The organism is Rosistilla ulvae (assembly GCF_007741475.1).
GTDB classification, from domain to species: Bacteria; Planctomycetota; Planctomycetia; order Pirellulales; family Pirellulaceae; genus Rosistilla; species Rosistilla ulvae.
Genome location: NZ_CP036261.1, coordinates 1,652,342 through 1,674,170, shown reverse-complemented (window position 1 = coordinate 1,674,170; position 21,829 = coordinate 1,652,342). Strand labels below are relative to the sequence as shown.

Below are 21,829 nucleotides of genomic sequence, written 5' to 3'. Positions count from 1 at the left end.
ACGGCCGACTCCCAAAACCACGAACCCTTGAATTTGCAGCAGGCCCCTCCATGAAACGATTCCGTTGGTGCACGTGTTTGGCAATCGCCGTTTGTTTGACTTCCGCAACCGCTCGCGGTGGCGACATTCAAACCGTCGCGGGAACCGGTGATCCTTCGAACAACGGAAACTCTGGCGTCGCCACGCAGGTGAACGTCGGCGATCCCTTCGGCGTCGAAATTGGCCCCGACGATGCACTCTACATCACCGAGGTTCGCAACCACCGCGTGCTGCGACTGGATCGCAAAACGGGGCAACTGACCACCGTCGCCGGGACCGGCGACAAAGGCTACAGCGGCGATGGCGGACTGGCGACCGAAGCCAATTTAAACGAACCGTACGAAGTTCGCTTCGACCACGACGGCAACATGTATTTCGTCGAGATGATGAATCACGTGATCCGCCGCGTCGACGCCAAGACGGGCAAGATCGAAACGATCGCGGGAACGGGGAAGCAAGGTTTTTCGGGGGATGGCGGCCCGGCAACCGAGGCGATGTTCTCGCGTCCGCACAGCATCGCGTTGGATCACCGTGGCGGCTTGTACGTGGCCGATATCGGCAACCACCGGGTTCGCCGCATCGATCTTGAATCGGGCGTCGTCGATACCTTTATCGGCAACGGCAAAAAGCAGCTGCCCAAGGCGGGCAAGGCGGACGCAAGCAGTTCGATGGTTGGGCCGCGAGCTCTGTTTATCGATGGCGATACGCTGTGGATCGCGCTGCGTGAAGGACACAGCGTGTGGCGGTTGGATCTGCCGACGCAACAGCTCTCGCACGTCGCGGGGACCGGAAAATCGGGCTTCAGCGGCGACGGCGGCGATCCGTTGCAAGCGACCTTCAACGGGCCCAAGGGAGTCGCTGTCGATCCCGATGGAAACGTCGTCGTGGTCGACACCGAAAACCAAACGATTCGCAAGATCGATCTGAAGAAGAACGTGATCACCACGATCGCGGGCAAAGGGCCAAAGCATCGCGGCGGAGCAGGTGACGGCGAGGCAGCGACCGAAGCTCAACTGGACCGGCCTCATGGAATCTGTGTCAATGCGGCGGGAGTCGTCTATATCGGCGACACGATCAACCACCGCGTGCGAGCGTTTAAAGATTAGACGCCCGCCACAGCGGTCATCCCGTTCCAGAGGGCTCTGTTCAATCGCCGCGTGCAGGCGTTTAAAGACTAAACGCCGGCTAAAGACTAACCGCCCGCGACGTTGTTATTGCAGCAACCGCGGCGGCATCGGAAACTCGATCGTGAACTTCGTCCCGCGGCCGACTTCACTCTGCAATGAGATCCGCCCGCCGTGGGCTTCGATGATCTTCTTGGCGGTCGGCAGGCCAAGCCCCGAGCCGCCATTTTTGGAACTGTAGAACGGTTCAAACATGTGCAGGATCGTATTGTCATCCATCCCGCAACCGGTGTCGATCAGATCGATCGCCACCGTCTTTTTAGTCGTGTAGGTGCGAGCCAATAACTGGCCGCCATCCTCCATCGCTTCGAGCGCGTTTTTCACCAGGTTCATCAGCGCCGCCTGCAACGCGTCGCTGTTGATCATCACGCTGGGAGCGTCGTTGTCCAGATAGCGAAGGATCTCGACGCCCGATTGATCGGCTTGGGCCTGGTAGGCGCGAAGCACGCGATCGATCTGGTCGTTCAGACTGCCGGGGGTCAGTTCGACCGACTGCAAGCGGGCGAAGCGGAGGAAATCTCGCAACAGGTTCTCCATCCGCTGGCACTGCTGGCGGATGATCTCAACCTTGTCGAGCGCTCGACGACGGATCGGCGAATCGGACTCCGCGATCTCTTCGCTGAGCAGTTCCGAATTCATATGGATCACGCTCAACGGATTCTTGATCTCGTGGGCCAACGAACCGGCCAATTCGGCTAGTTCCTCGTACCGCCGCCGCAAACTCGCCTCTTCAGGTCGCTCGCGCGTCTTCGATTCAGACTCCGTTGGATCGTCGTTCATAGCGTCTGGCAATTGGATATGGATAAAAGTCCCTCGAAAGCCCCGGCCGGTATATGCTAACCCTGGATTGCCGATTTAGGAACGGTGCAACGGGAGAGCATTAGAGATCGCGGTTTTCCAAATCCAGCAGCCAATCGATATCGACGGCCCATAATTCTTCGTCGCGTTTCTCCGCGGTCAGTGCCGCCTCCCCAGTCGCCTGGCGCCCGATCGCATTGATCACGATCAATGCGTCGAGTGGCGTCAATTGATAATCGCCGTTGGTGTCAAAAAAACTGGTCCCCAGCGGCTCGGTCACAGGATCGAGCCGACGTGAACCTCCATTGAGATTCAAACTATTGAGAATCCGCAGTGCATCGATCGGCGTGATAAACGTGTCGCCATTGACATCCAACGGATTGTCGGGATTTTGATAGAACGCCGGTTCGTCATCGCGGATCAAGAGCTCCGCCGCACCGGACAGGTAAGCGTCGGCGGTGAAGCTCAGTTCGAACGTTCGCGGCCCCTGCTGAAGCGTGTCGTCCTCGCCAGCCAGCGGAATCACCACCTGTTGCTGTCCCGCCGGAATCGTGACCGTCGATCCGATCCCCAAACTTCCACTCGGATCGCCAGCGACCTGCACGATCATAGAGGTTTGCGTATCGGTATTCGATCGACGCACGGTCAACGCCATCCCGGCCGCAAGTTCGTCTTCGGCGATCTCGGATACATTCAATGAAGCGATGATCGATTCGACATCCTTCACTGCCAAACCAACCTCGCTATCGTCGAATCCGCTGGCCGAGGCGACGAACCGAACGATTTGGTCTCCATCGAGCAGGTTGTCGTCGATCGCCGTGACGGGAACCACCACGCTCGTCTGTCCGGCGGGAATCGTGACCGAGGTTGCTATACTCGCTTCGGAAAGATCCGAACTGGACAGCGAAACGGTTTGCGCTGTCGTTGTCGACGCCGCACCGCGAGAAACCGTCAATTCCGCCGCGCCGCTCCCGGCGTTTTCGTTGATCGAACTTCGATTCACCGTCAACAACAGGGCAGGGGGAAGGCCGACGACGATCTGAAAATTTTGCGTCGCGTTGCCGCCATCGTCATCGGTGACGGTAACACGAACTGTTTTCGTGCCGTTGGAGGTGTAGGTGTGGTTGGCGTCAAAAGAGGCCAACGTGGTCCGCGAGGAATTGCCCACGCGGTCGATCGTCGCATCGCCGCTGTCGAGCGCCGAACTGTCGCCCCAATCGATGCTGTAGCTGAACGTTTCATCGGTCTTGTTGGCGGCGTTGCGGAACCCGGGATCGCTGATCTGCCCAAGATCCGCAATCGAGATCGATTGCCCCACCGTCGCCGTCAGATTTTCACTGACCTCAAGCGTCGGGTTTACGTTGGTCACCGAAGCCGATAGCGATTTGGAGAGCTCACCGATGCGGCTGCCGTTGAGCACAACGTTCACATCATACGTGGCGTTGTCAGCATATATGTGGCTGCCGCTGACGGTGACCTGACGATTGGCCAACGTCCAGCCGAGATCATCCAGTCCCGCCCAATCGAGCGCCGTCGGATAGGTTCGCGTGCCGCGGGAAAGGCTCGGATCCAACAGCGTCGCCTGGCCTCCATCGGTAATCGTTGCATCCCAATGACCACCGTTGAGAGGCACGTTACCGCTGCCGTCGTAGGCGGCTCGCGACTTCGCACCGGTAAAGCCACTTCCCGAAACCAACTGGTTCCAGCTTTGCGACGTGCCAAATCCTAAAAGGTGCGCGACTTCATGCATCGCCACCGAGACGAAATCAACTTCGCCCGGCTGAATTCCGTCGATGTCACGGTCGAAATACCAGTCGGTGATCTCGCTGTCGAAAGTGATCGAACCGCCCCAAGGGCCGAAGTCGGTCGGGTTGCTCCCCGCGGCGCCCGACTGACCTCGCGTCGAAACACTATTTAGAAAGCTCTGCGTCCCCGACGCGCTATACCCGCCAAACGAACCTTCCCCCAATTGCGAACCCGGCAGCGGCTGAGCGCCGGCGTAGATAATCAACTCGTTTGCTTTGACGCTCAGGTTATTGAGCGATACCTGCTTGGTGCGATCCGATGGATTGGCAAACGTCGCCGTCCAGTTGTCGCTCGAACCGGGAGTGATCGCCGAAAGCGAATCGGTCAACCGTTCGACCATCGCATCGACGGCGGCTTGCAGCAGCGCTCGTCGCTCGGTCGTGAAGAAACCGCGCGTGTCGTAATCGTACCGGATCACCGCGGTCAACGGACCGTTGGTGTTGATCGATGAAACCGTTGCGGCCGACGTGCTGCCATCGCCCCACTGGACCGATCCATCGACCGAACCGACAAGCGCCGAAGCGTCGATCTGAGTGCTGAATTCGTAGGCCGTCCCTTCGGCAACCGCCAACAGACGGCGACATTCCAACCGCTCCGCCCCCAAACGCCGCCGCTGATGCAGCGATGTACGACGAATTCGATTCTGCGATCCCGAGCGTGATGAAAAATTCAAGGTTTCACCTTTTGGGAAACGAGAAAAAACACCGGCACATGATGGCCAGTGAACCACGGCGAATGTCTCCGCCCCTCGAGCATCGTTCCACGATGTATAAGGAAGCTTAGTTTACGAATCATCCGGTTGCGAACCCCCTCTATCAGCGGAGGACGAATCGAGCTGGTTCCGTACCAATCTTAGTTCGACACATGCGGGCTTGGCTGTTGTTGGCTCATGCAATGAAACGCTCCCAGCCCCCAGCTGAGCGCCGAGGCATCCAATGGCACAACGTCGTGTTGCGGCATCAGATTGCGAACGATCGCCACAGCCAGACGATCCGATTTAGGATCGGCAAACGTCGGCACGAGAACTTGAGCCCCGCTGATCAAAAAATTGCAATAACATTCCGGCACCCGCTGACCATCCACTTCGCGAGGCGAGGGGATCGGCAGGCGATGGACTTGGAAATTCCCGTCGGCTTGTTCCGCCCAACGCTGCAATTGCTGGTAATTCGCCTCCAGAGCTGGGTAGTTCGGATCGCTCGGCTCACACGATGCGATCACCAGGTTTTCGGGATCGACAAACCGGGCCAGCTGATCGATATGCCCATCGGTATCGTCGCCGATCAGCCCGCCGCCGGTGAGCCAGATGAATTCGCGCACGCCCAGCTTTTCGGAGAGCTCCGCTTCGACCTGAGCCTTGTCGCAGCCCGGGTTTCGCGTCTCGGTGAGGACGCAATCGGGAGTCAGCAACAAACGCCCGGCGCCATCGGTTTCGATAGCTCCACCTTCGAGACAGAGCGTCGAGGGAATCCGATTGACACCGATCTGTTTCAGGATTTTTTCAGCCGCGGCGGCGTCGCGATCCCAGGGTGGATACTTCCCCCCCCAGGAATTGTAGCGCCAATCGACGCCGGCCAGCGAACCATCGGCAGCCTGGACAAAGGTCGGTCCGTAATCGCGGATCCAACAATCGTTCGTCTCGACGTCGACAAGTTCCAGGTTCGCAATCCCGTCGAGGGCGCGTTCGGCTTCCCCGGCGACCTTCGATCCCGCTAAAACGCGAACCGGAGTCGCCAATGCGATCTGTCGGGCGAGGGCGGTGAAAGCTTTCGGGACCGGTTCATAAAGGCCCGGCCAGGTCTCACGGTTGTGTGGCCAGGAGAGCCAAAGAGCATCTTGCGGTTCCCATTCGGCGGGCCAGCGAACGGATGGAAGGGGCTGCGTCATATGGTTTCTGAACTCAAAGGTAATCGCGAGGTCGGTCGATCCAAGGCTGGAAAATCCCATTTATACCGCCCTAGCGGCATTTCAGTCAGGCACCGGGGCGTGCGTCCCCAGACTTGCCCCTCTCTCGAGCGCCGCGGTCAGCGGACGCGGAGACCGATAGTTCCAACCGCCGACCGGATCGGGCAGATCGAAAGCCTTGTGGTACTCCCGCTGACGTGCCTCGATCCAAACCAGAGTCTTTTGAAACAGCCGGGAGTCCCGCTTGGAGAGCGCTTCGGTGGCCAAGCGTTTCGCCTCGACATAATCCTGTCGGGCGACGGCGGCGAGCGCCAGATTATGCAGCGCGGCGAACTGTCGCGGATGGTCCGCCAACGCCTCGCGCCAGGATGCTTCGGCCTGCTGCCAGTCTCCCGACATCGCATACTGATTCCCTTGACGCGTCTGTTTCGCTCCCAACGAAACCCACGGAACCGCCAATTCGACTTGATGTGCACCGACAAACGGCACCAACAGTTTCCAAGTCTCACGACCAGCTGCCGCTTGCAATTGTTGGCTGAGCGATCGTTGCTGGTCGGACAAATCGGGATAGGTCGCATCGAGAAACGATTTGGAGACCGACATCGGATTTGCCCAACGGGTCTCTCCCGATGCGACATCGATCACTCGCCAAGAAAACGCCAAAATCGGATCCTCTTCCTCCTGGCTCTCCAACATCTGCCCCAGCTTCCACTGGAGCTCCGGATCATCGTGCGCCAGCGATTGCGAGCGCCCCGCGAAAGGATCGTTCAAGACTTCGCCGACCAACAAATAATCGACGTCCGCGCGACGTGCCACCGGCAGCAAAGCCAGATCGCTGGGAGAACGATCGTCGAACGAAACCAATTGAATCCCATCGGCCTGCGACAATTCGTACTGCGACACCAATTCGGCCGGCTGTGGCAACTTGGGCTGCTGAACTGCGATCGTCTGCGCCATCTCGGTCGCAAGCTGGGGCGAACCGACCAACGGCGCAACCGCCACCCGCTTGCCAACGCCATCGACCGCCAACGGCGGCTGCCAGACATGCAATTCCGTCCCGATGCTGCACCCCGACAACACGATCAAGATGCTGCAGCAAAGGATCGGCCAGGGAGATTTCTGTTCGGGCATAAGACAACGTTTCCAGCAATCGGTGATTCGCGACGGATTATCAACGGCCTGCGTAGATCATTTCTCCATCCCCCGTCAAGCAAAATTGGGTAAACCAAGAAGACCTGGAAAGAAAAACGGCTAAACGCCCACCTGTCCAATGAAATATCCGGGTACAACGAAGCGTTGTGCAAATGTCGATTGTTGGTTTTGTAGGCAATATGCTGGTGGAATCAGGTTCGCCGCGATATTTGTAAAAGTTTCTTTTATCGTGCGGTTGGATTGCCCCCTATCGCGTTAACATATTGTTAAGGAAAATCTGAATTAGGGGACTACGGAGAGTCTGAAGGCGTGAAAGGATTCGTATTTCTACAAAATTTCGTAGTGTAAAGAAGGTGAAGACGATGTTACGTGTAAGTTTGCTGTGTGCGTCGCTGATGGTGATGTTCTTGGTTTCGGGGTGCGAAGAAGCGACCAAGATGAAGGACGACGCATCGACCGCGACCGAAGAAGCGGTTGGCGATATGACCGATCACGCCGAAGAAGGCGCTGACAAGGCTGGCGACGCTGCTGCCGACACGATGGAAGCTGCTAAAGCGACCGCTGGCGACGCCGTTGAAGCTGTCAAAGAAAAGACCGGCGAAGCGGTTGAAGCTGTCAAAGAAGCGGCTGGCGACGCAACCGATGCTGCCAAGAAGAAGGTCAACGAAGCTGCCGACGCAGTCAAGAAAGCTACCGACGAGTAATCCCTTCGGATTCGCTTCGTTCTTGCTCTATTCAACAACGCTCCGCGATGCATATCGCGGGGCGTTCTTTATTATCAGAACCCGCCATGTCTCTTATTTGGAAATTGCCCCGACGTTCGCTCTCTTTCAGCAACGGCCCGGTGGTGATGGGAATCTTAAACGCGACCCCCGACAGCTTTTCCGATGGAGGGGCGTTCATCGATCGGGACGCCGCAGTCGATGCAGCCCTGGTAATGGAAGACGCGGGGGCGGGAATCATCGACATCGGTGGCGAAAGCACCCGACCGTATGCCCCACCCGTCGATGCCGACGAGGAGTGCCGACGCGTGGTTCCGGTGATCCAACGGCTGCGAGAGCGGCTGTCATGCCCGATCTCGATCGACACATCCAAGGCGGTTGTCGCCCAAGCAGCGATCGATGCGGGAGCGGAGATCATCAACGACGTCACCGGATTGCAGGGCGATCAGCAGATGTTCGACGTCGCCGCTGGCAACGCGGTGGCAGTCTGCGCGATGCACATGCAGGGGACTCCGCAAACGATGCAGGACGATCCGCGGTACGACAACGTCGTCCAAGAGATCTATCAATACCTGGCAGAGCGCAAACAGCAGTGTCTGGATCACGGAATCGAAGCCCAGCGGATCTGTCTCGATCCAGGAATCGGTTTTGGCAAAACCCATGAACATAACATTGCGTTGCTTCAAGGGGCCGCGGAGTTCTTGAAACTGGGCGTGCCAATTTTGATCGGGCACTCGCGGAAAGGGTTTATCGGCAAGCAGACCGGGGATGATTTGTCGCTTCGCGACGCGGGAACTGTCGGCGTTTCGCTGGCGATGGCAGCGGCGGGAATGCACATCTTGCGAGTTCACAACGTGCCGATGACCATTGCGGCGCTGAAGTTGTTCCAGCAGTGCCAGCCGCCGAGCCGGGCGGTCCGATAGCGCGGACGATTGCGTTGCTGCGAGCGCTGCGAGCGCTGCCGATCAAGCGGCGTCAATCCGCTCCTGTTCCTCTAAAAATGCGGAAATCTGCCGCCGCAATTCGGCATACTGCGGATGGGTCGCAATTTTCGCACGCACCCGCGGACGATCGAACTGAACATCGACGATCTTTCCAACTGTCGCCTTGGGCCCCTTGGTCATCAAGACGACACGATCGCTGATCAGCAACGCTTCGTCGATGTCGCGAGTGATCATCAGCGTGGTCAAATGATGCCGCCAATGCAGATCCAACAACAGATCTTGCAGCGTCATGCGGTCCTCAGCATCGAGCAGCGCAAAGGGTTCGTCCAACAACAGCATCTTTGGATTCAATGCCACCGCGCGAGCGATCCCCACCCGTTGCTGGATCCCCCGGGCCAACTCCGTCGCCTTGTGATCCCGAACGTCGGACAATCCCAAAGGATGCAAAAAACCATCGACGATCGCTTCGCGTTCTTCGCTGGTTGCGTTGGGATGGGTCTGTCGAACCGAGAGCATCACATTATCGAAGACCGTCATCCAAGGAAGCAATCCGGGCAGCGAAAACACAACGCGGCGATCGGGCCCGGGGCCGTCGACCCCATGTCCATCGACCAGAATGCCGCCATCGGTTATCGCAGTCAGCCCAGCAGCCATCGTCAGAATCGTACTCTTTCCACAGCCGCTGTGCCCCAATAATGAAACACACTCCCCCTTGGCAATGTGGAGGTCAAAATTCTCAACGATCACCGTCTGACCATGCGATTCACGATACGTTTTGCCTACCCCAGAAAATTCAACAAAGCCTGACATGTTGTCCCTGCCTTTCTCAGCCACGACGTGACCGGAATCAATAACACAACGAACCACCACAACCCCATCGAACCAACACAACTGGCCGACAAATCGACAGTGCATCGGTTCTGCGCCTGTGCATCACGCGGGATCTCATTTGTGATCCCTAACCGTTGCGCAAATCCAATCCCCCTTGCCCAATAGACGAAGCGAATTTGCGAGCCCCATTCGAACGATCCTCGACATCGCAGTTGACATGCCAAACGCTGCCCGATCGCTACAATCGGCTTCGGCAATCAACTCTCCCGGACCACTCAAACACACACCGCAAACAGAAGAACACCACTACAGCAGCAGCAAGGGCAACCTGCCGGCCGTTACGCAAAAGAGCCCGATTCCCAAAGACGGCAATTTTTCTGAATAGGCGGAACCGTCGTTGGCAGATTGCATGAACGGTTTGCCCATAACCAATGCACGCAAGCCTAGCGTGCGGGCAGTGGCAGCCAACCGACAAGATCCGCACCTGTAGATGGACGTGTTATTACCCCGGCGACATCCCGATGCAGCAAGCTCAAGGATTGAGTTCAAACCGCAACGAATCGGCAAGAAATCGCGACAGCCGTCCCAACAGCGAACGGTATCCGACGTGAACGCGCGCCGTGCTGGCGGTTCGGAGACGCAGGGGAACGTCGTTCTGAGAAACCGCAACCTGGATCTGATAGGTTGGTTCGAGCGGTTGAGCGCCACCAAGTTTCCCCGGCTCGACCGAGACCTGTTGATTGATGACCAATTCACGCGGCAGATGGGTCAACGGTTGAGCATCGATCTGAGTCACGGTGCCGTGCACTCGTCCGCCGGGCGAACCGGGAGCATACAGCGCTACGGTTTGTCCAGGTCGCACGAAACCGATCTCGCGGTGAGAGGCCAAGAGGGAGACGGTTCGTGCGGTCGGCGAACCGATCGAACACAGATGCGTTCCTCGCGGAACAAAACTGCCGATGTTGTGTGGTTGAAGCAACGTTCCCGACCAAGCGTCGTCAGCCGTCGATTCGTCTGCCGAAAGCTGACGCGGTGGCGCGGCAAAAACCAAACCGGCGGCGGGCGCGACGATGCGCAGCGCTGCTTGTTCGCGTTTCCGCAACGCAATCTTCTCTTGAATCGCCGCAATCCCTTCGGTCAACGCGGGGATCTGGGCAGCATATTTGGGATCTTCGCTGCGCAGGGATGCGACGCGATCCAATCGCTGATCCAACGCAGTCGCTTGCGCCGCAAGCGATTCCAATTCCAGATCGAGATCGCGATTCTTCAGTTGGGCAATCTCATCCCCAACCTCGACCTGGGTCCCTTCCACGACTGCCGAGACGAGACTGCCCGGTTGAACGACATAGACGTCTTGTTGATCCACAGCTTTTGCGATCGCTGGCAGCGTGATCCGATGCGGCAAGGGAATCAACAGCAGACCGATCACAAACGCCAAGATCCCCAGATAGCCGATCGCAACGCGACCACGCCGCACCGATCGACGTTCCATCGCCGACAGCCGCATTGTTCCGACCTGTCGCCCCATCCCGCGGACCAACCCAAACAACATCGGTGCGGTCACCAACCAGGCGGCGATTCGCAGATCGTAAGCGATCCCCAGTTTGTGGATCGCAAACAGGATCGCACCGATCACCACCATCCGATAACCGAGGCTGGCGATTGCGTATCCGATCAACAGCAGTTCGGATCGCCGACCGCGATCGGCGCTTGGCACGTCCCGAATTCCCGTCGCCAGATGTTTGATGCGGCGCATCAATGCGGCGGAACTCTCGGCTGCCAAATTTGGAATCTGCAACAGATCCGAAAGGATGTAATAGCCATCGTACCGCATCAACGGATTGCCATTGAACAACAGCGTGCTGACGCTGCAGACCACAACGATCGACAGACAGATCCAGTGCAGTGGCCCATCGATCGTGATCGACCACAGCACCGCGGCGGTCGCGGCGATCCAAAGTTCGGCCAAGATCCCCGCCGCCGAAATGGCGATCCGTCGGCTTCGTCGCGGCTGCAGCCAGGCGTTGGATACATCGCAATACAGGCAGGGAATCATAACCAGAAACATCACCCCGATCTCGGTACACGAACCGCCAAAGCGCCGGCAGGTCACCGCGTGGGCCAATTCATGCACGATCTTGGTGATCGCGATCACAAGGATCACCACTCCCATCATGCCCGCCGAGGCCCAAGCCTGCGATTGCCGTAGCTCCAGAAAAAACGTCTCCGCTCGCAAACCAACGATCACCGCGGCGAAAACGATCCAAAGGAGAGCACATCCGAGTGTCAGTGGCGCAAAGATCCAGCGAGTCTTCGGTTCGAGCCAATCCAACAATCGGTCTGGATTGACGCCTGGCAGACGGATCGCCAACGGAGAGAGCAGGCCCGCGCGAAAGCCAGCGCGCGAGCGGGCCGCCGGAATCGATTCGGTTCCAGTCGTCTTCGGCGAACCTCGCAGCAACCCGCTGCGTTGAACCTGAGCCAGAAACGAGACCAGGTGGTCGGAGGACAAAACGTCGTTGCCGTGATGCCGTCGGTATTCGGCAGCGATCGCATCGGGAGATCGTCCATCGAGAACAGACAACACCGTGTATTCGCGCTCACTGAAATAGAAAAAGTCGCTGGAAACAGGATCTTTGATCACCCACAGCGTACGATTCCCCATCTGCACGCGGCGATGGATCAGATCGTCGCGCAACACCAAACGCGACGACGGGGCGGTCGCCAGCGGATGCGAAACAGGAGGGATGATGAGCGCATTCAAAACCGGCGTGTCGCTTATTTATCTTGATTTGGTTCGTCGGTCGCATCGGGCAGAGTGATGGTCAGCGTCCCTTGCATCCCTGGCCAGGCCTTCAAATCGGAGTTGTCGAATTCCGCCCACACCGCCACTTCGTTGTTCACCGCATCGACTTCCGGCGACACAAACGCAACACGTCCCTGAAACACCAACGACTGATTGGCATTGCCGGCGACTTGAATCTCCGCTTGGCAACCGATCAGATCGCCTGGGATCGAGCGGGTCGGCAGAAATCCTTCGACGCGCAACCGATCCAGACGCAACACGCGCAAGATCGGATCGCCCTGCTTGACCCATTCCCCCTGCTGTCGATAGCGTTGGACAACAACGCCCGCAAAAGGAGCTTCGACTCGATGTTGGGCCAGATGAATTCGAGCCGCGTCGAGGGCGTTCCGATACAGGTCAGCATTCAGTTCTGCCAGCTGCAGTTCCGTCTTTGCCTGCTCCAATTCGATCATCAACTCCTCGGTCGTCAAGCGATGCGACTGCAGCGATTCGTCCGATGCCGCCGCCGCCAACAGATCTTGCTGGCGTTGGAATTCGGCTTGTTGGGCTTCGAGCGACGCTTGCTGATAGGCCAACGACAAGCCTTCGATCTCCGATTCGGAAACACTGTCAGCAAACTCGTCGCGTGCCCGTTGGGCGCGATCGAGTTCGTTCTTGGCAACCGCACTCGATTTCTCTGCCGCTTGGACCGCCAACCGATTGCCGCCCAGCCGATGCGCTGCATCGTTTTCGATCGCGTATTGCTTTCCCGATTGCCGAGCGACCTCCAGCCGCTTCTGAGCCAATTGGATCTCGGATCGGCGATCGGCTTCCTGGACCGCAACTTCATATTCGATCTCGGCCCGCTGCAGATCGATGCTTGCGATCCGATCGTCCAATTTGGCCAGTTGTTGATCCTTCGCAACCGAGGCCCCTTCTTCGACGTCGATAACCGCCAACAGTCCCGCTTTGGGAGCCGCCAGGTCGACTTCGGCAATACGTTTAACGAACACCCGCTGAATCACAAGTGGTTCCACAGCGGAAACGGTCGGCGCAAGCAGAGCAATCCATAAGAGGCTAAGTGAGCGGCGATAGAATGAAGACATGGATTCGTCTCGCTTAGAAATAGAAATTACTTTGACAAAATTCAATCAGTTCGCGGAACCAAATAAACGCCAACGACCGGCGTCCACAATCGATCCGAGCGACGACCCCGGCTCCGATTCGTGGATCGTCCAACAGATCGTCGTCGATCGCGGCGGAGACCAAGACGGTCGTTCGCCCCTGCGGATCGATCTGCGTCGATTCCGCAACGCTTGCAACCACCGCAGGCATGACTTGCCCCGGATCGCTGCGAATCCGAAAGTTCACCGGCAACGGCCCTTCGCGTTGGGCGTTCACGACGTAGCCGATCAAATGGTCGGGGACATCCAATCGCAGCTCCCAAGCCGAATCCGCATCGATCACGTCCAACAGATGCTGGCCATGCGCAACGGGGCGGTCTCGCAATTCATGCTCCATGTCCCAGCGTTGGACCTTGCCAGATAAAGGGCTGGTGATTTCCAGTTGTTGGCGATGCTTGGTCACCACATCGCGTTGACGCTGCAATCCGGCCAGCTGAATTTCCAGGTCTTGTTCTTGAGCCGAAAGTTCACCGCTGCGAGTGCGTTGCGGGTCGCGAGCCGCTTGCCCACGGGTCGCCTGGACCGACGCCAACTGAGACTTCAACGTGGCGATCTGCCCGTCCAATTCGCTCCCCCGCAATTCCAATTGAGGATCGCGAATCGCCAACAACTTCTCCCCACGGGCAACCTCGGCACCATTTGCGACATACAGTTGTTCGACGACGCCATCGCTGGGGGCAAAGACGCCTTGCGATGCCACGGGATGCAGATGCCCATCGACCGGAATCCAGAAGTCTCCCGGTATCAACATCAGCGCCAACAAAATCACCAAGCCGACAAGCGAGACGATCGCAGCGTTGCGCGCCGGCGAAGCCTGTCGCAAAGGTTGCAGATATCGTCTCCAACCATGGTCGTGCCGCTCGACCAGATGCCGCAACACGGGCAACGCCCGCGACCCCAAATCGCGATCGTGGGACGTGGTCGTGCGATCGACGTTAAAACGTTCCAGCACAACCACCACAGAAGCGTTTTCCGAGGGGCGATCCTCTCGCTGCATGTCGGACATCAGATCCAACTGGCGACACTCCGATTCGTCGACATATTCCAGCAGACTTTCCGGCGAGGCATCGGTCGATGGCAACCCCATCGAATACGATAGCGTCCCACTGCCATGGGACACCTGCGTCACCAGGGCCTCCAGACGTCGGACCAAAGTGGAACGGTGATCGATGTTGCCCGCTGGAGCCATCGCCAACAGCCGGGTCTTGCCCGCTTGGCATTGCAGCAGACTGACTCGATCGACATTCGTCGCCGCCAACAATTCGGCCGCGAGCGTCCGCGTCGAAGCCTCCAGCGACTTCGAATCGACCATCAGATCGATCAAGCGCTGCGTCAGGTCCGTGGGATGCGGTTGTTGCGAAAGTGTTTCAAAGCGATGGCGAACCCAACGGTTCCCCGCGATTTCGGCAAAACCTTCGAGGATCTCCTGGCGTTGTCGAATCGCCGCAAGAGACGCTCCCGGTTCGATCACGCCATCGAAGATCAGAAACGATTCAGCGCCGCCGCAATAACCGGCGACGATGCGTTGGCTGGTGATCGCAGCTTCGCCAGCTGGTGATTCGATCGATTCGGATTCGCCCAAGGGTAACGAAGCGGAACTGCCTGCGGTTGCCTGCAGCAATGTCTCAGGGAACGGTTGTGGCAATTCGAACCGCCAATCGGACGATCTCGCCAGTAGCGACGTCTGACCGGCTTGGCGACACCAAAGAGCTGCTGACGAGACGATGCCATCGTCGATCAATTGGTCGATCAGTTCGGGAAACAGCTGCGATGTAACATCGCGGAGCGCACAAATGCGATCGACTTGCGCAAAGAAACGCTCAACGTGCGGATGAGGCAGCAGGATTTCAGATGGCTTCAGTTTTTGCATAGAACAATTCCCAGCCATCTATGCTATCAGGCGGTTTGCATCCCTTGGCGACGGCGATGCCAAAACCGAATTGATTTCGTCGAATGCAAGCATTACAGCCGCTACATCGAGACTATCGACTACGCAAGCAACGCTGCAAAACAGGGTGGTGAGAAGATGTGCCGGTTGTTCGGTTGCCAAGGATTAATTGGGTTGAAACAGTCATCCGGCAATGAATCTGCGGCGGGTTGTGCGAATCGCAGCGGTTCGTATGGATTTGACACCGCCATCGGATCGAGGAAGAAGGATTGGATAGGTTGTATTCTTAATTGACACCCCAATGGGCAGTCGGTTGCACCATGGTTGATCACGATCGCACCCGCGAAACACAATTGCACGAACCGACAACGCGTCTTCATATAATGGCGTGGATGTGGGCTATTGCAACAATCGCTCTGAGCATCAGCGGATGCCGTACGTACCATCAAAGTGCGCAAACGATCTGCAATGATACGACGGCGGTCGACGCCGTGATGTGCCGTGTCGATACGGGAAATGCTGGCAGCGTGGCGCACACATCGGATACCCGTCCGTTGACGTTGGAAGACTTCAAATCGGGCAGCGAGATCCAGTACTGGGAACTCACCCTGGAAGAAGCGCTGTCGACGGCTCTCTCCAGCACCGAAGTGATGCGAGAACTCGGGGCCACGATTTTGCAATCGCCCGACCTGGTGATGACCGAACAGAGTCGGCCGTTGCAGCAGACCGATCCGCGGTTTGGCATGGAAGGAGCACTCAGCGCGTTCGATGCCCAAATGGATATCCTGGCGACATTCCAGAACAACGACCGTCGCTTCAACAACCGCTTCTTTGGTGGCGGATCGAATGTTTTCTCTCAGGATCGCCACGACTACATCGCCCAATTGAGCAAGCGAAGTGCGATGGGAGCCGAATTTGCGCTTCGCAGTATCACCGATTACGATGCCAACAACGCGACCGGCAACATCACTCCCAGCGCCTGGCAACAACAACTCGAGGGCGAGATCCGACAGCCGTTGTTGCAAGGGGGCGGATTAACGTTCAACCGCATCGCCGGCCCCGGCGGCGGACCGGGCGTCTACAACGGCGTCTTGATCGCGAAGGTCAACAGCGACATCAACGACCTGGAATTCGAACTCGCGTTGCGTCGTTTTGTCAGCGATGTGACCAACGCCTACTGGGACTTGTATTTCGCCTACCGCGACCTCGACGCCAAGCAATTTGCGATGGAAAAGAGTCGCGAGACGTGGTTGAACTACGAAGCGCAAAAGGTTGCCAACCGGCGTTCGGGTGCCGCCGAGGCGCTTGCCCGCGAGCAGTACTACCGCTTTCAATCGGAGCTAGAAGACGCGATTGCTGGCAAAGCGACGCAGCGAACCGAATCGGGCAGCGGCAACCAAGGCGGCGTGTTTGCTGGCGTCGGTGGTGTGCAAGCTGCCGAACGAAAACTGCGGTTGATGATCGGACTGCCGCAACGTGGCGAACAATTGCTTCGTCCCAGCGATGAACCGATCGCCGCGCCGATCCGTTTCGATTGGGACTCGATCGCCGCCGAAGCCCTCCAGTATCGCGCCGAACTGAGAAAACAGCGGATGGTTGTCGAACGCCGCCGCCTGGAATTGCTAGCCGCCAAAAATTTCCTGCTCCCACAACTCGATATGATCGGCCGCTATCGCTATCGCGGACTCGACAAGAACTGGATCGGCAACGACTCCGCTTTCCGCGATCTCGGCAGTGGCAACTTCCAAGAATGGGAAGCCGGTTTCGAATTGTCGCTGCCGGTTGGGTTCCGCCAGGCACATGCTGCGGTGCAAAACGCGAAACTGCATTTGGCCCGCGAACAAGCCGTGCTGACCGAACAATCGCGGCGCGTGACCCACGATTTGGCGGCGATGGTGGCCGAAGCGGATCGCGCGTTCCAGCAGACCCAAACCAACATGAACCGCTTCCTCGCCGCAGCCGATGCCGTCGAAGCGCTCGAGGCGAACCGCCGCGCAGGATTGCCGGTCAATCTGGAACAACTGTTGGATGCTCAACGTCGACTCAGCGACGCCCAGACTCGCTACTTCACCGCCAAGACCGAATACGCCGTCGCGCTGAAAAACATCGACTTCGAAAAAGGCTCGCTGTTGCGTAACAGCCAACTGTACCTGGTCAGCCACAACTGATCTCGGTTGGTGGACTGCCCAGCGGACGACCTCTAAGAAAAGCGGTTCAGGCAGACTCGCCCCGGGGAATCAAGTACCTGCGATTCGGCGAATTCGCCCCAACAGCCGTGCAATTTGCTATCGGTAGGATCGCGTTGCCGGGTAGATGCCAAACCAGCAGCCGGCTGAGAAGTTGCACATCAACCGATGTGAAATGAACGGGGGTTCCCGGCGGCAGACAGCAATTCAACGCTTTCGCGCAGGGATTGCCAAGCGTCCGATCACCGTTTCTCGCAACGATTCAACCCACACTACAACGTGTGGATTCTGTCCGAGGAGACCAATGAACCAAGTTGGTCCATCGCCGCCGCATCGTTGGCATCGACCGAAGCAAAGATAATCAAGCGGTGGTTCTGTGCGACGGTCTGCAGTTGACGCAAGATCCGCCAACTGGCGGCATCGGCATGTTGCAGATGTTCGATGCACAGCACGATCGCGCGGTCTTCGGTCAGCGATTGGAACAACCACGCTAAATCGCTCAGGCCAGTCTCTCTCGCCCCGTTGAGAGAGGTGGCCTGAGCGAAGCGTGTGTGTGCGGAGGCGAGGATCCCCAAGATCGGCCAGTCGCCGATCGCGGGCGAATCGTGCAGCAGTGGCCAGGCACTACGCAACGACGGACCCAAATTTTGTAACCACTGCCCCAATTCGCTGACGATCGGATTGATCGCCCGATGGCGCAGATGTTCGTCGGCGCTGGTTTGCCCCTTGAGCACCAAATAGTTTTCGTCGCCGGAGATCGCATCCATCGCATCCCCAAGAGAAGCCTGTCCCGTATCTTGCATCGCCATCACGATCAAACCGTTTTGCGATGAACTCGCTTTGACGCGTTTGCGAAGCTCGCGACGCAAATCGGCCACCGGTTCGGACGGTTCCGATTCGAACTTCACCGCACCGGGCTGCAAGTAGTCCAAAATCGCTTCCGCGGTGGGACGATGTTCGGGATCAAACGCATTGGTTCCGATACACAGATTAACCAGATCGCTGGGCGTGCCATGCGGCAACTGTTCTGTCAACTGCGCTGCGATCCGGGCGTTCGACCAATCGGGCTGAATTGGAAGATCCAAGCAGGGCAAGCGTCCCGCCAACAGATAAAACAAAACACGCCCCAGGCTGTAAATGTCCGAAGCTGTCGTTTGACAGCATCCCATGGCGACCTCGGGCGCAACGTACCGGAACGTGCCCAATTGCAATTCGGGATTGCTCCAATTGCCCAGCGTCCGGATCCGCGTAGCCATTCCAAAATCGATCAACTTCAGCTGTCCCGAAGCATCGATCAGGATGTTATTGGGTTTGATATCCCGGTGGACAAAGTTTTGTTTGTGCAAGATATCGAGCGTTCTCGCCAGTTGAGCGATCGCCTGACAAACGCGATTCAAATCGGGCAACTGCCCAACGGGAGTCCCTTGTCGAACCCAAGCGTCGATCGATGAACCGACAATCATTTCCTGAGCGATCACGTGGACATCGTCTATTTGGTGCAATGCTCGCATTGCGACCAGACTGCTGTCGGTGACCGTCCGCGCAATACGAAACTCACGCCCCATCAGATCGTTGATCCAAGGACTGGCGATCCGCGGAACCTTCAGCGCGAACTGTTCACCGCTGTCGTCGGTCGCTGCGTAAACGTGGGCTACCCCACCGCTGCCCAAAACGCGTTGGATCGTGAATGGGCCAAATTGCTCGCCTGCCTCGAAAGCGGGAATCGCTGGACCATCAAACAGGCTTGGGTGCGATAGGTTCTGCGGAACCGAGACGGTGGAGCCCTGTTCCAGATCGGAAAAATGGGCCGTATCGTCCCCGGTGTGCAGGCAATCGATAAAGGCTTGAGCCAATTGCTGCTTGCGATCTGCGATGCCCCGGTCGGGACCAGTCGTCAATGAATTGATTCTTGCGGACATGTGGGTCAACCTGTCTGAATGCCCCCCCAATCGGGAGAGTTCAATTTATTAAAAACTTGGCTTGCTATTTCACTAATGCGTTGAGGCGTGAAAAAGCGACAAAGAATCGACAAAATTCTTTGAACTTCTTTTGGACGTGCGGCTCTAACCGCATCGCAAAACACGCAAACCATTGTCTTCAGACAACTTGCGCGAATCCATCACAAACGATCTGGACCCTAGGCAAGCGATTGGCTACTCTCCTGCCGCCTCGCGACTGTCATTCGACCAGGAAAATTCCTAGTCCAGTCCAATGGGGCATCGATAGAACCCAAGTTTGCGATCAATCGATTCATGAACCTGCTGCTTCGCTACCGAGACCTCATCCTACCTCTGGGCATCATTGGCTCTTTGGTAGTTATTTTGGTTCCGCTGCCGCCGGGGCTGATGGATATCCTGCTGTCGGCGAACATCACGATCGCGGTGATCGTGCTGCTGACCACCGTCTATGTCCCCAGTCCGCTGGAGTTCAGCGTCTTCCCGTCCCTCTTATTAGCTACAACACTAGCTCGCTTGGTGCTAAATGTTGCCACCACTCGGTTGATTTTGACCGGAGCGGGGGATCGGCAGATGGAAGCCGCTGGCGGCGTGATCCAGAGTTTCGGCGAGTTTGTCTCGGGTGACCGAGTCGAGGTTGGGTTGATCATCTTTGTGATCATCGTCGTGATCCAATTTGTCGTGATCACCAAGGGTTCGACCCGGATCAGTGAAGTCGCCGCCCGTTTTGCATTGGACGGGATGCCAGGTAAACAGATGGCGATCGACGCCGATCTGAGTGCGGGGATCATCGACGAAAAAGAAGCTCAACAACGGCGGCTGGACGTCACCAATCAAGCCGACTTCTACGGTGCGATGGACGGTGCCAATAAGTTCGTCCGCGGCGATGCGATCGCCGGCATTATCATCACCGTGATCAACGTGATCGGCGGTCTGTATGTCGGTATCGTGCAGGCGGGGATGAGCCTGTCGGATGCGGCGGCGCTCTTTACCAAATTGACGATCGGCGATGGTCTGGTCAGCCAAGTTCCCGCGCTGCTGATCTCGTTGGCCGCGGCGTTGTTGGTCACGCGAAGCACACAAAAATCGAATCTGCCGGTCGAGTTCCTGACCCAGCTGTTCAGTAATCCCCGCGTTTTAACAGTCGCCGGCGCGTTCTTGTTCATCATGTTGATGACCAATCTGCCGACCCTGCCGATGGCCACGATCGGGCTCGGATGTATCGGACTAGCCGTCGTCATGAACCGCTCGGCGATCGATAAAGAGAATCGCCAACAGCAGCAATCGGCCGACGAAGCCGCCGCCAAAGCGGCCCCCGAAGAACCGCGCGTCGAAGATCGACTGGCGATCGATCCAATGGAGGTCAACCTGGGACTGGAACTGATCCCACTGGCCAGTCCCGCCAAGGGAGGCGACTTGATGGAGCGGATCAGCGGCATCCGCAACCAGATCGCGTCGGACATCGGCATCATCCTGCCGAAGGTCCGCGTTCGCGACAATCGCAACATGCCCGACTACAAATACGAGATCCGCATCGCCGGGAATCCAGTCGCCAACGGAATGGTCCAACCCGGGCATCTGCTGGCGATGGATCAAGGGATGACGACCGGAGCGATCGAAGGGCAACAGACGCGCGACCCGATGTACAACCAGCCCGCGGTCTGGATCGATCCAACGCGTCGCGAACAAGCGATGATCTACGGATATCGAATCGCCGAACCGGGCAGCGTGATCACGACGCATCTAAAGATGATCGCCAAACGCCACGCCGAAGAACTTCTGTCACGCGATGCGACCAAACACCTGATCGACGAATTGCAAAAGTCGGCTCCGACAGTTGTCGACGAATTGGTCCCCGGCGTGATGAAGCTGGCCGAGGTGCAGCAGGTGCTGCAGATGCTGCTTCGCGAAGACATCCCGATCCGCCAGCTCTCCACGATCCTCGAGACCCTCGGCGATTACGCTCCCAAAACCAAAGACCCTGTTTGGCTGACCGAATACGTTCGCCATCGCTTGGCGCGAACGATCAGCACGCGATATCGAGACGAACACAGTCGACTGCACGTCGTGACGATGGATCCGGCGCTGGAAGATCGGATCGCCGCGGGGATCGAACACAACGATCGCGGCCTGTTCATTCGCATGTCCCCTGCGGCCGTCGACGTCACCTGCAACCGATTGGGTGAGGAACTGAAGAAGTTGACCGCGGCGGGGCATCCGCCGGTGGTCTTGGTCAGCCCACGAATTCGCCCCGGTCTGAAGCAATTGACAAATTCGTCGTTGCCTCGTATCCACATCCTTTCGTACAACGAGATCACTCAAGACACAGCAATCGAATCGATCGGCCTTGTCACCGATCCGCCGGCGAAAGAAAAACCGACCGACCCAAAGGCCCAGGGCTAACCGAATCGCTTCGATTTTTAAAATGACACGTACACAATTCCACACAGCGA

Annotated in this window: 14 protein-coding genes; 5 read left to right on the top strand and 9 right to left on the bottom strand. The window is 57.7% G+C overall.

The annotated features are described in order from the left end of the window. The first annotated feature begins 50 nt into the window (after positions 1–50). Positions 51–1,145, top strand: a complete 1,095-nt coding sequence (locus EC9_RS06060; RefSeq protein WP_145343245.1) for an NHL domain-containing protein — start codon at positions 51–53, stop codon at positions 1,143–1,145. Positions 1,146–1,250: 105 nt separating this feature from the next. Here EC9_RS06060 and EC9_RS06055 read toward each other — a convergent pair whose 3' ends face one another. The 4 genes from EC9_RS06055 to EC9_RS06040 form a co-directional block, all read right to left on the bottom strand. Continuing rightward, on the bottom strand, positions 1,251–2,003 hold the full coding sequence (locus EC9_RS06055) for a sensor histidine kinase (protein WP_145091186.1): 753 nt from the start codon (positions 2,001–2,003) through the stop codon (positions 1,251–1,253). Between the two features lie 100 nt (positions 2,004–2,103). Then, positions 2,104–4,500 (bottom strand): dockerin type I domain-containing protein, encoded by a 2,397-nt coding sequence (locus EC9_RS06050; protein ID WP_145343243.1) that lies wholly within the window; start codon positions 4,498–4,500, stop codon positions 2,104–2,106. A gap of 179 nt (positions 4,501–4,679) precedes the next feature. Then, positions 4,680–5,711: an agmatine deiminase family protein gene (locus EC9_RS06045; protein ID WP_145343241.1), complete on the bottom strand. Its 1,032-nt coding sequence runs from the start codon at positions 5,709–5,711 to the stop codon at positions 4,680–4,682. 81 nt (positions 5,712–5,792) lie between these two features. Continuing rightward, entirely contained in the window at positions 5,793–6,860 is a 1,068-nt protein-coding gene (locus tag EC9_RS06040) for a tetratricopeptide repeat protein (protein ID WP_145343239.1), read from the bottom strand. A 383-nt stretch (positions 6,861–7,243) separates the two neighbouring features. On the opposite strand from EC9_RS06040, the gene EC9_RS06035 reads away from it, so the two are divergent. Then, entirely contained in the window at positions 7,244–7,585 is a 342-nt protein-coding gene (locus EC9_RS06035; protein ID WP_145343237.1) for a hypothetical protein, read from the top strand. 86 nt (positions 7,586–7,671) lie between these two features. Next, entirely contained in the window at positions 7,672–8,526 is an 855-nt protein-coding gene (gene folP, locus EC9_RS06030; protein ID WP_246105978.1) for a dihydropteroate synthase, read from the top strand. A 42-nt stretch (positions 8,527–8,568) separates the two neighbouring features. Here the strand turns inward: folP and EC9_RS06025 are convergent, their stop codons facing one another. From EC9_RS06025 to EC9_RS06010, 4 genes are all read right to left on the bottom strand, one after another. Then, entirely contained in the window at positions 8,569–9,357 is a 789-nt protein-coding gene (locus tag EC9_RS06025) for an ABC transporter ATP-binding protein (RefSeq protein WP_218934620.1), read from the bottom strand. A 553-nt stretch (positions 9,358–9,910) separates the two neighbouring features. Continuing rightward, a complete protein-coding gene (locus EC9_RS06020) occupies positions 9,911–12,142 on the bottom strand; it encodes an HlyD family efflux transporter periplasmic adaptor subunit (protein ID WP_145343233.1) in 2,232 nt (743 codons plus the stop codon). Between the two features lie 14 nt (positions 12,143–12,156). Further along, positions 12,157–13,176: an HlyD family secretion protein gene (locus EC9_RS06015; RefSeq protein WP_218934619.1), complete on the bottom strand. Its 1,020-nt coding sequence runs from the start codon at positions 13,174–13,176 to the stop codon at positions 12,157–12,159. Positions 13,177–13,282: 106 nt separating this feature from the next. Continuing rightward, on the bottom strand, positions 13,283–15,217 hold the full coding sequence (locus tag EC9_RS06010) for an efflux RND transporter periplasmic adaptor subunit (protein ID WP_218934618.1): 1,935 nt from the start codon (positions 15,215–15,217) through the stop codon (positions 13,283–13,285). A 410-nt stretch (positions 15,218–15,627) separates the two neighbouring features. Between EC9_RS06010 and EC9_RS06005 the strand changes: the two genes are divergently transcribed. After that, the gene (locus EC9_RS06005) at positions 15,628–17,403 is read left to right on the top strand and encodes a TolC family protein (protein ID WP_246105977.1); all 1,776 of its coding nucleotides are present in this window, start codon (positions 15,628–15,630) and stop codon (positions 17,401–17,403) included. Between the two features lie 290 nt (positions 17,404–17,693). On the opposite strand, the gene EC9_RS06000 is transcribed toward EC9_RS06005, so the two are convergent. Then, positions 17,694–19,340, bottom strand: coding sequence for a serine/threonine protein kinase (locus EC9_RS06000; protein ID WP_145343227.1), 1,647 nt, complete (start codon positions 19,338–19,340; stop codon positions 17,694–17,696). A gap of 333 nt (positions 19,341–19,673) precedes the next feature. Between EC9_RS06000 and flhA the strand changes: the two genes are divergently transcribed. Further along, on the top strand, positions 19,674–21,779 hold the full coding sequence (gene flhA / locus EC9_RS05995) for a flagellar biosynthesis protein FlhA (RefSeq protein WP_145283016.1): 2,106 nt from the start codon (positions 19,674–19,676) through the stop codon (positions 21,777–21,779). The last annotated feature ends 50 nt before the right edge of the window (positions 21,780–21,829 follow it).

Coding starts and splice junctions, on each gene's coding strand:
- EC9_RS06060 (WP_145343245.1), top strand. CDS start 51: ATGAAACGATTCCGTTGGTGCACGTGTTTGGCAATCGCCGTTTGTTTG.
- EC9_RS06055 (WP_145091186.1), bottom strand. CDS start 2,003: ATGAACGACGATCCAACGGAGTCTGAATCGAAGACGCGCGAGCGACCT.
- EC9_RS06045 (WP_145343241.1), bottom strand. CDS start 5,711: ATGACGCAGCCCCTTCCATCCGTTCGCTGGCCCGCCGAATGGGAACCG.
- EC9_RS06040 (WP_145343239.1), bottom strand. CDS start 6,860: ATGCCCGAACAGAAATCTCCCTGGCCGATCCTTTGCTGCAGCATCTTG.
- EC9_RS06035 (WP_145343237.1), top strand. CDS start 7,244: ATGTTACGTGTAAGTTTGCTGTGTGCGTCGCTGATGGTGATGTTCTTG.
- folP (WP_246105978.1), top strand. CDS start 7,672: ATGTCTCTTATTTGGAAATTGCCCCGACGTTCGCTCTCTTTCAGCAAC.
- EC9_RS06025 (WP_218934620.1), bottom strand. CDS start 9,357: ATGTCAGGCTTTGTTGAATTTTCTGGGGTAGGCAAAACGTATCGTGAA.
- EC9_RS06010 (WP_218934618.1), bottom strand. CDS start 15,217: ATGCAAAAACTGAAGCCATCTGAAATCCTGCTGCCTCATCCGCACGTT.
- EC9_RS06005 (WP_246105977.1), top strand. CDS start 15,628: ATGTGGGCTATTGCAACAATCGCTCTGAGCATCAGCGGATGCCGTACG.
- EC9_RS06000 (WP_145343227.1), bottom strand. CDS start 19,340: ATGTCCGCAAGAATCAATTCATTGACGACTGGTCCCGACCGGGGCATC.
- flhA (WP_145283016.1), top strand. CDS start 19,674: ATGAACCTGCTGCTTCGCTACCGAGACCTCATCCTACCTCTGGGCATC.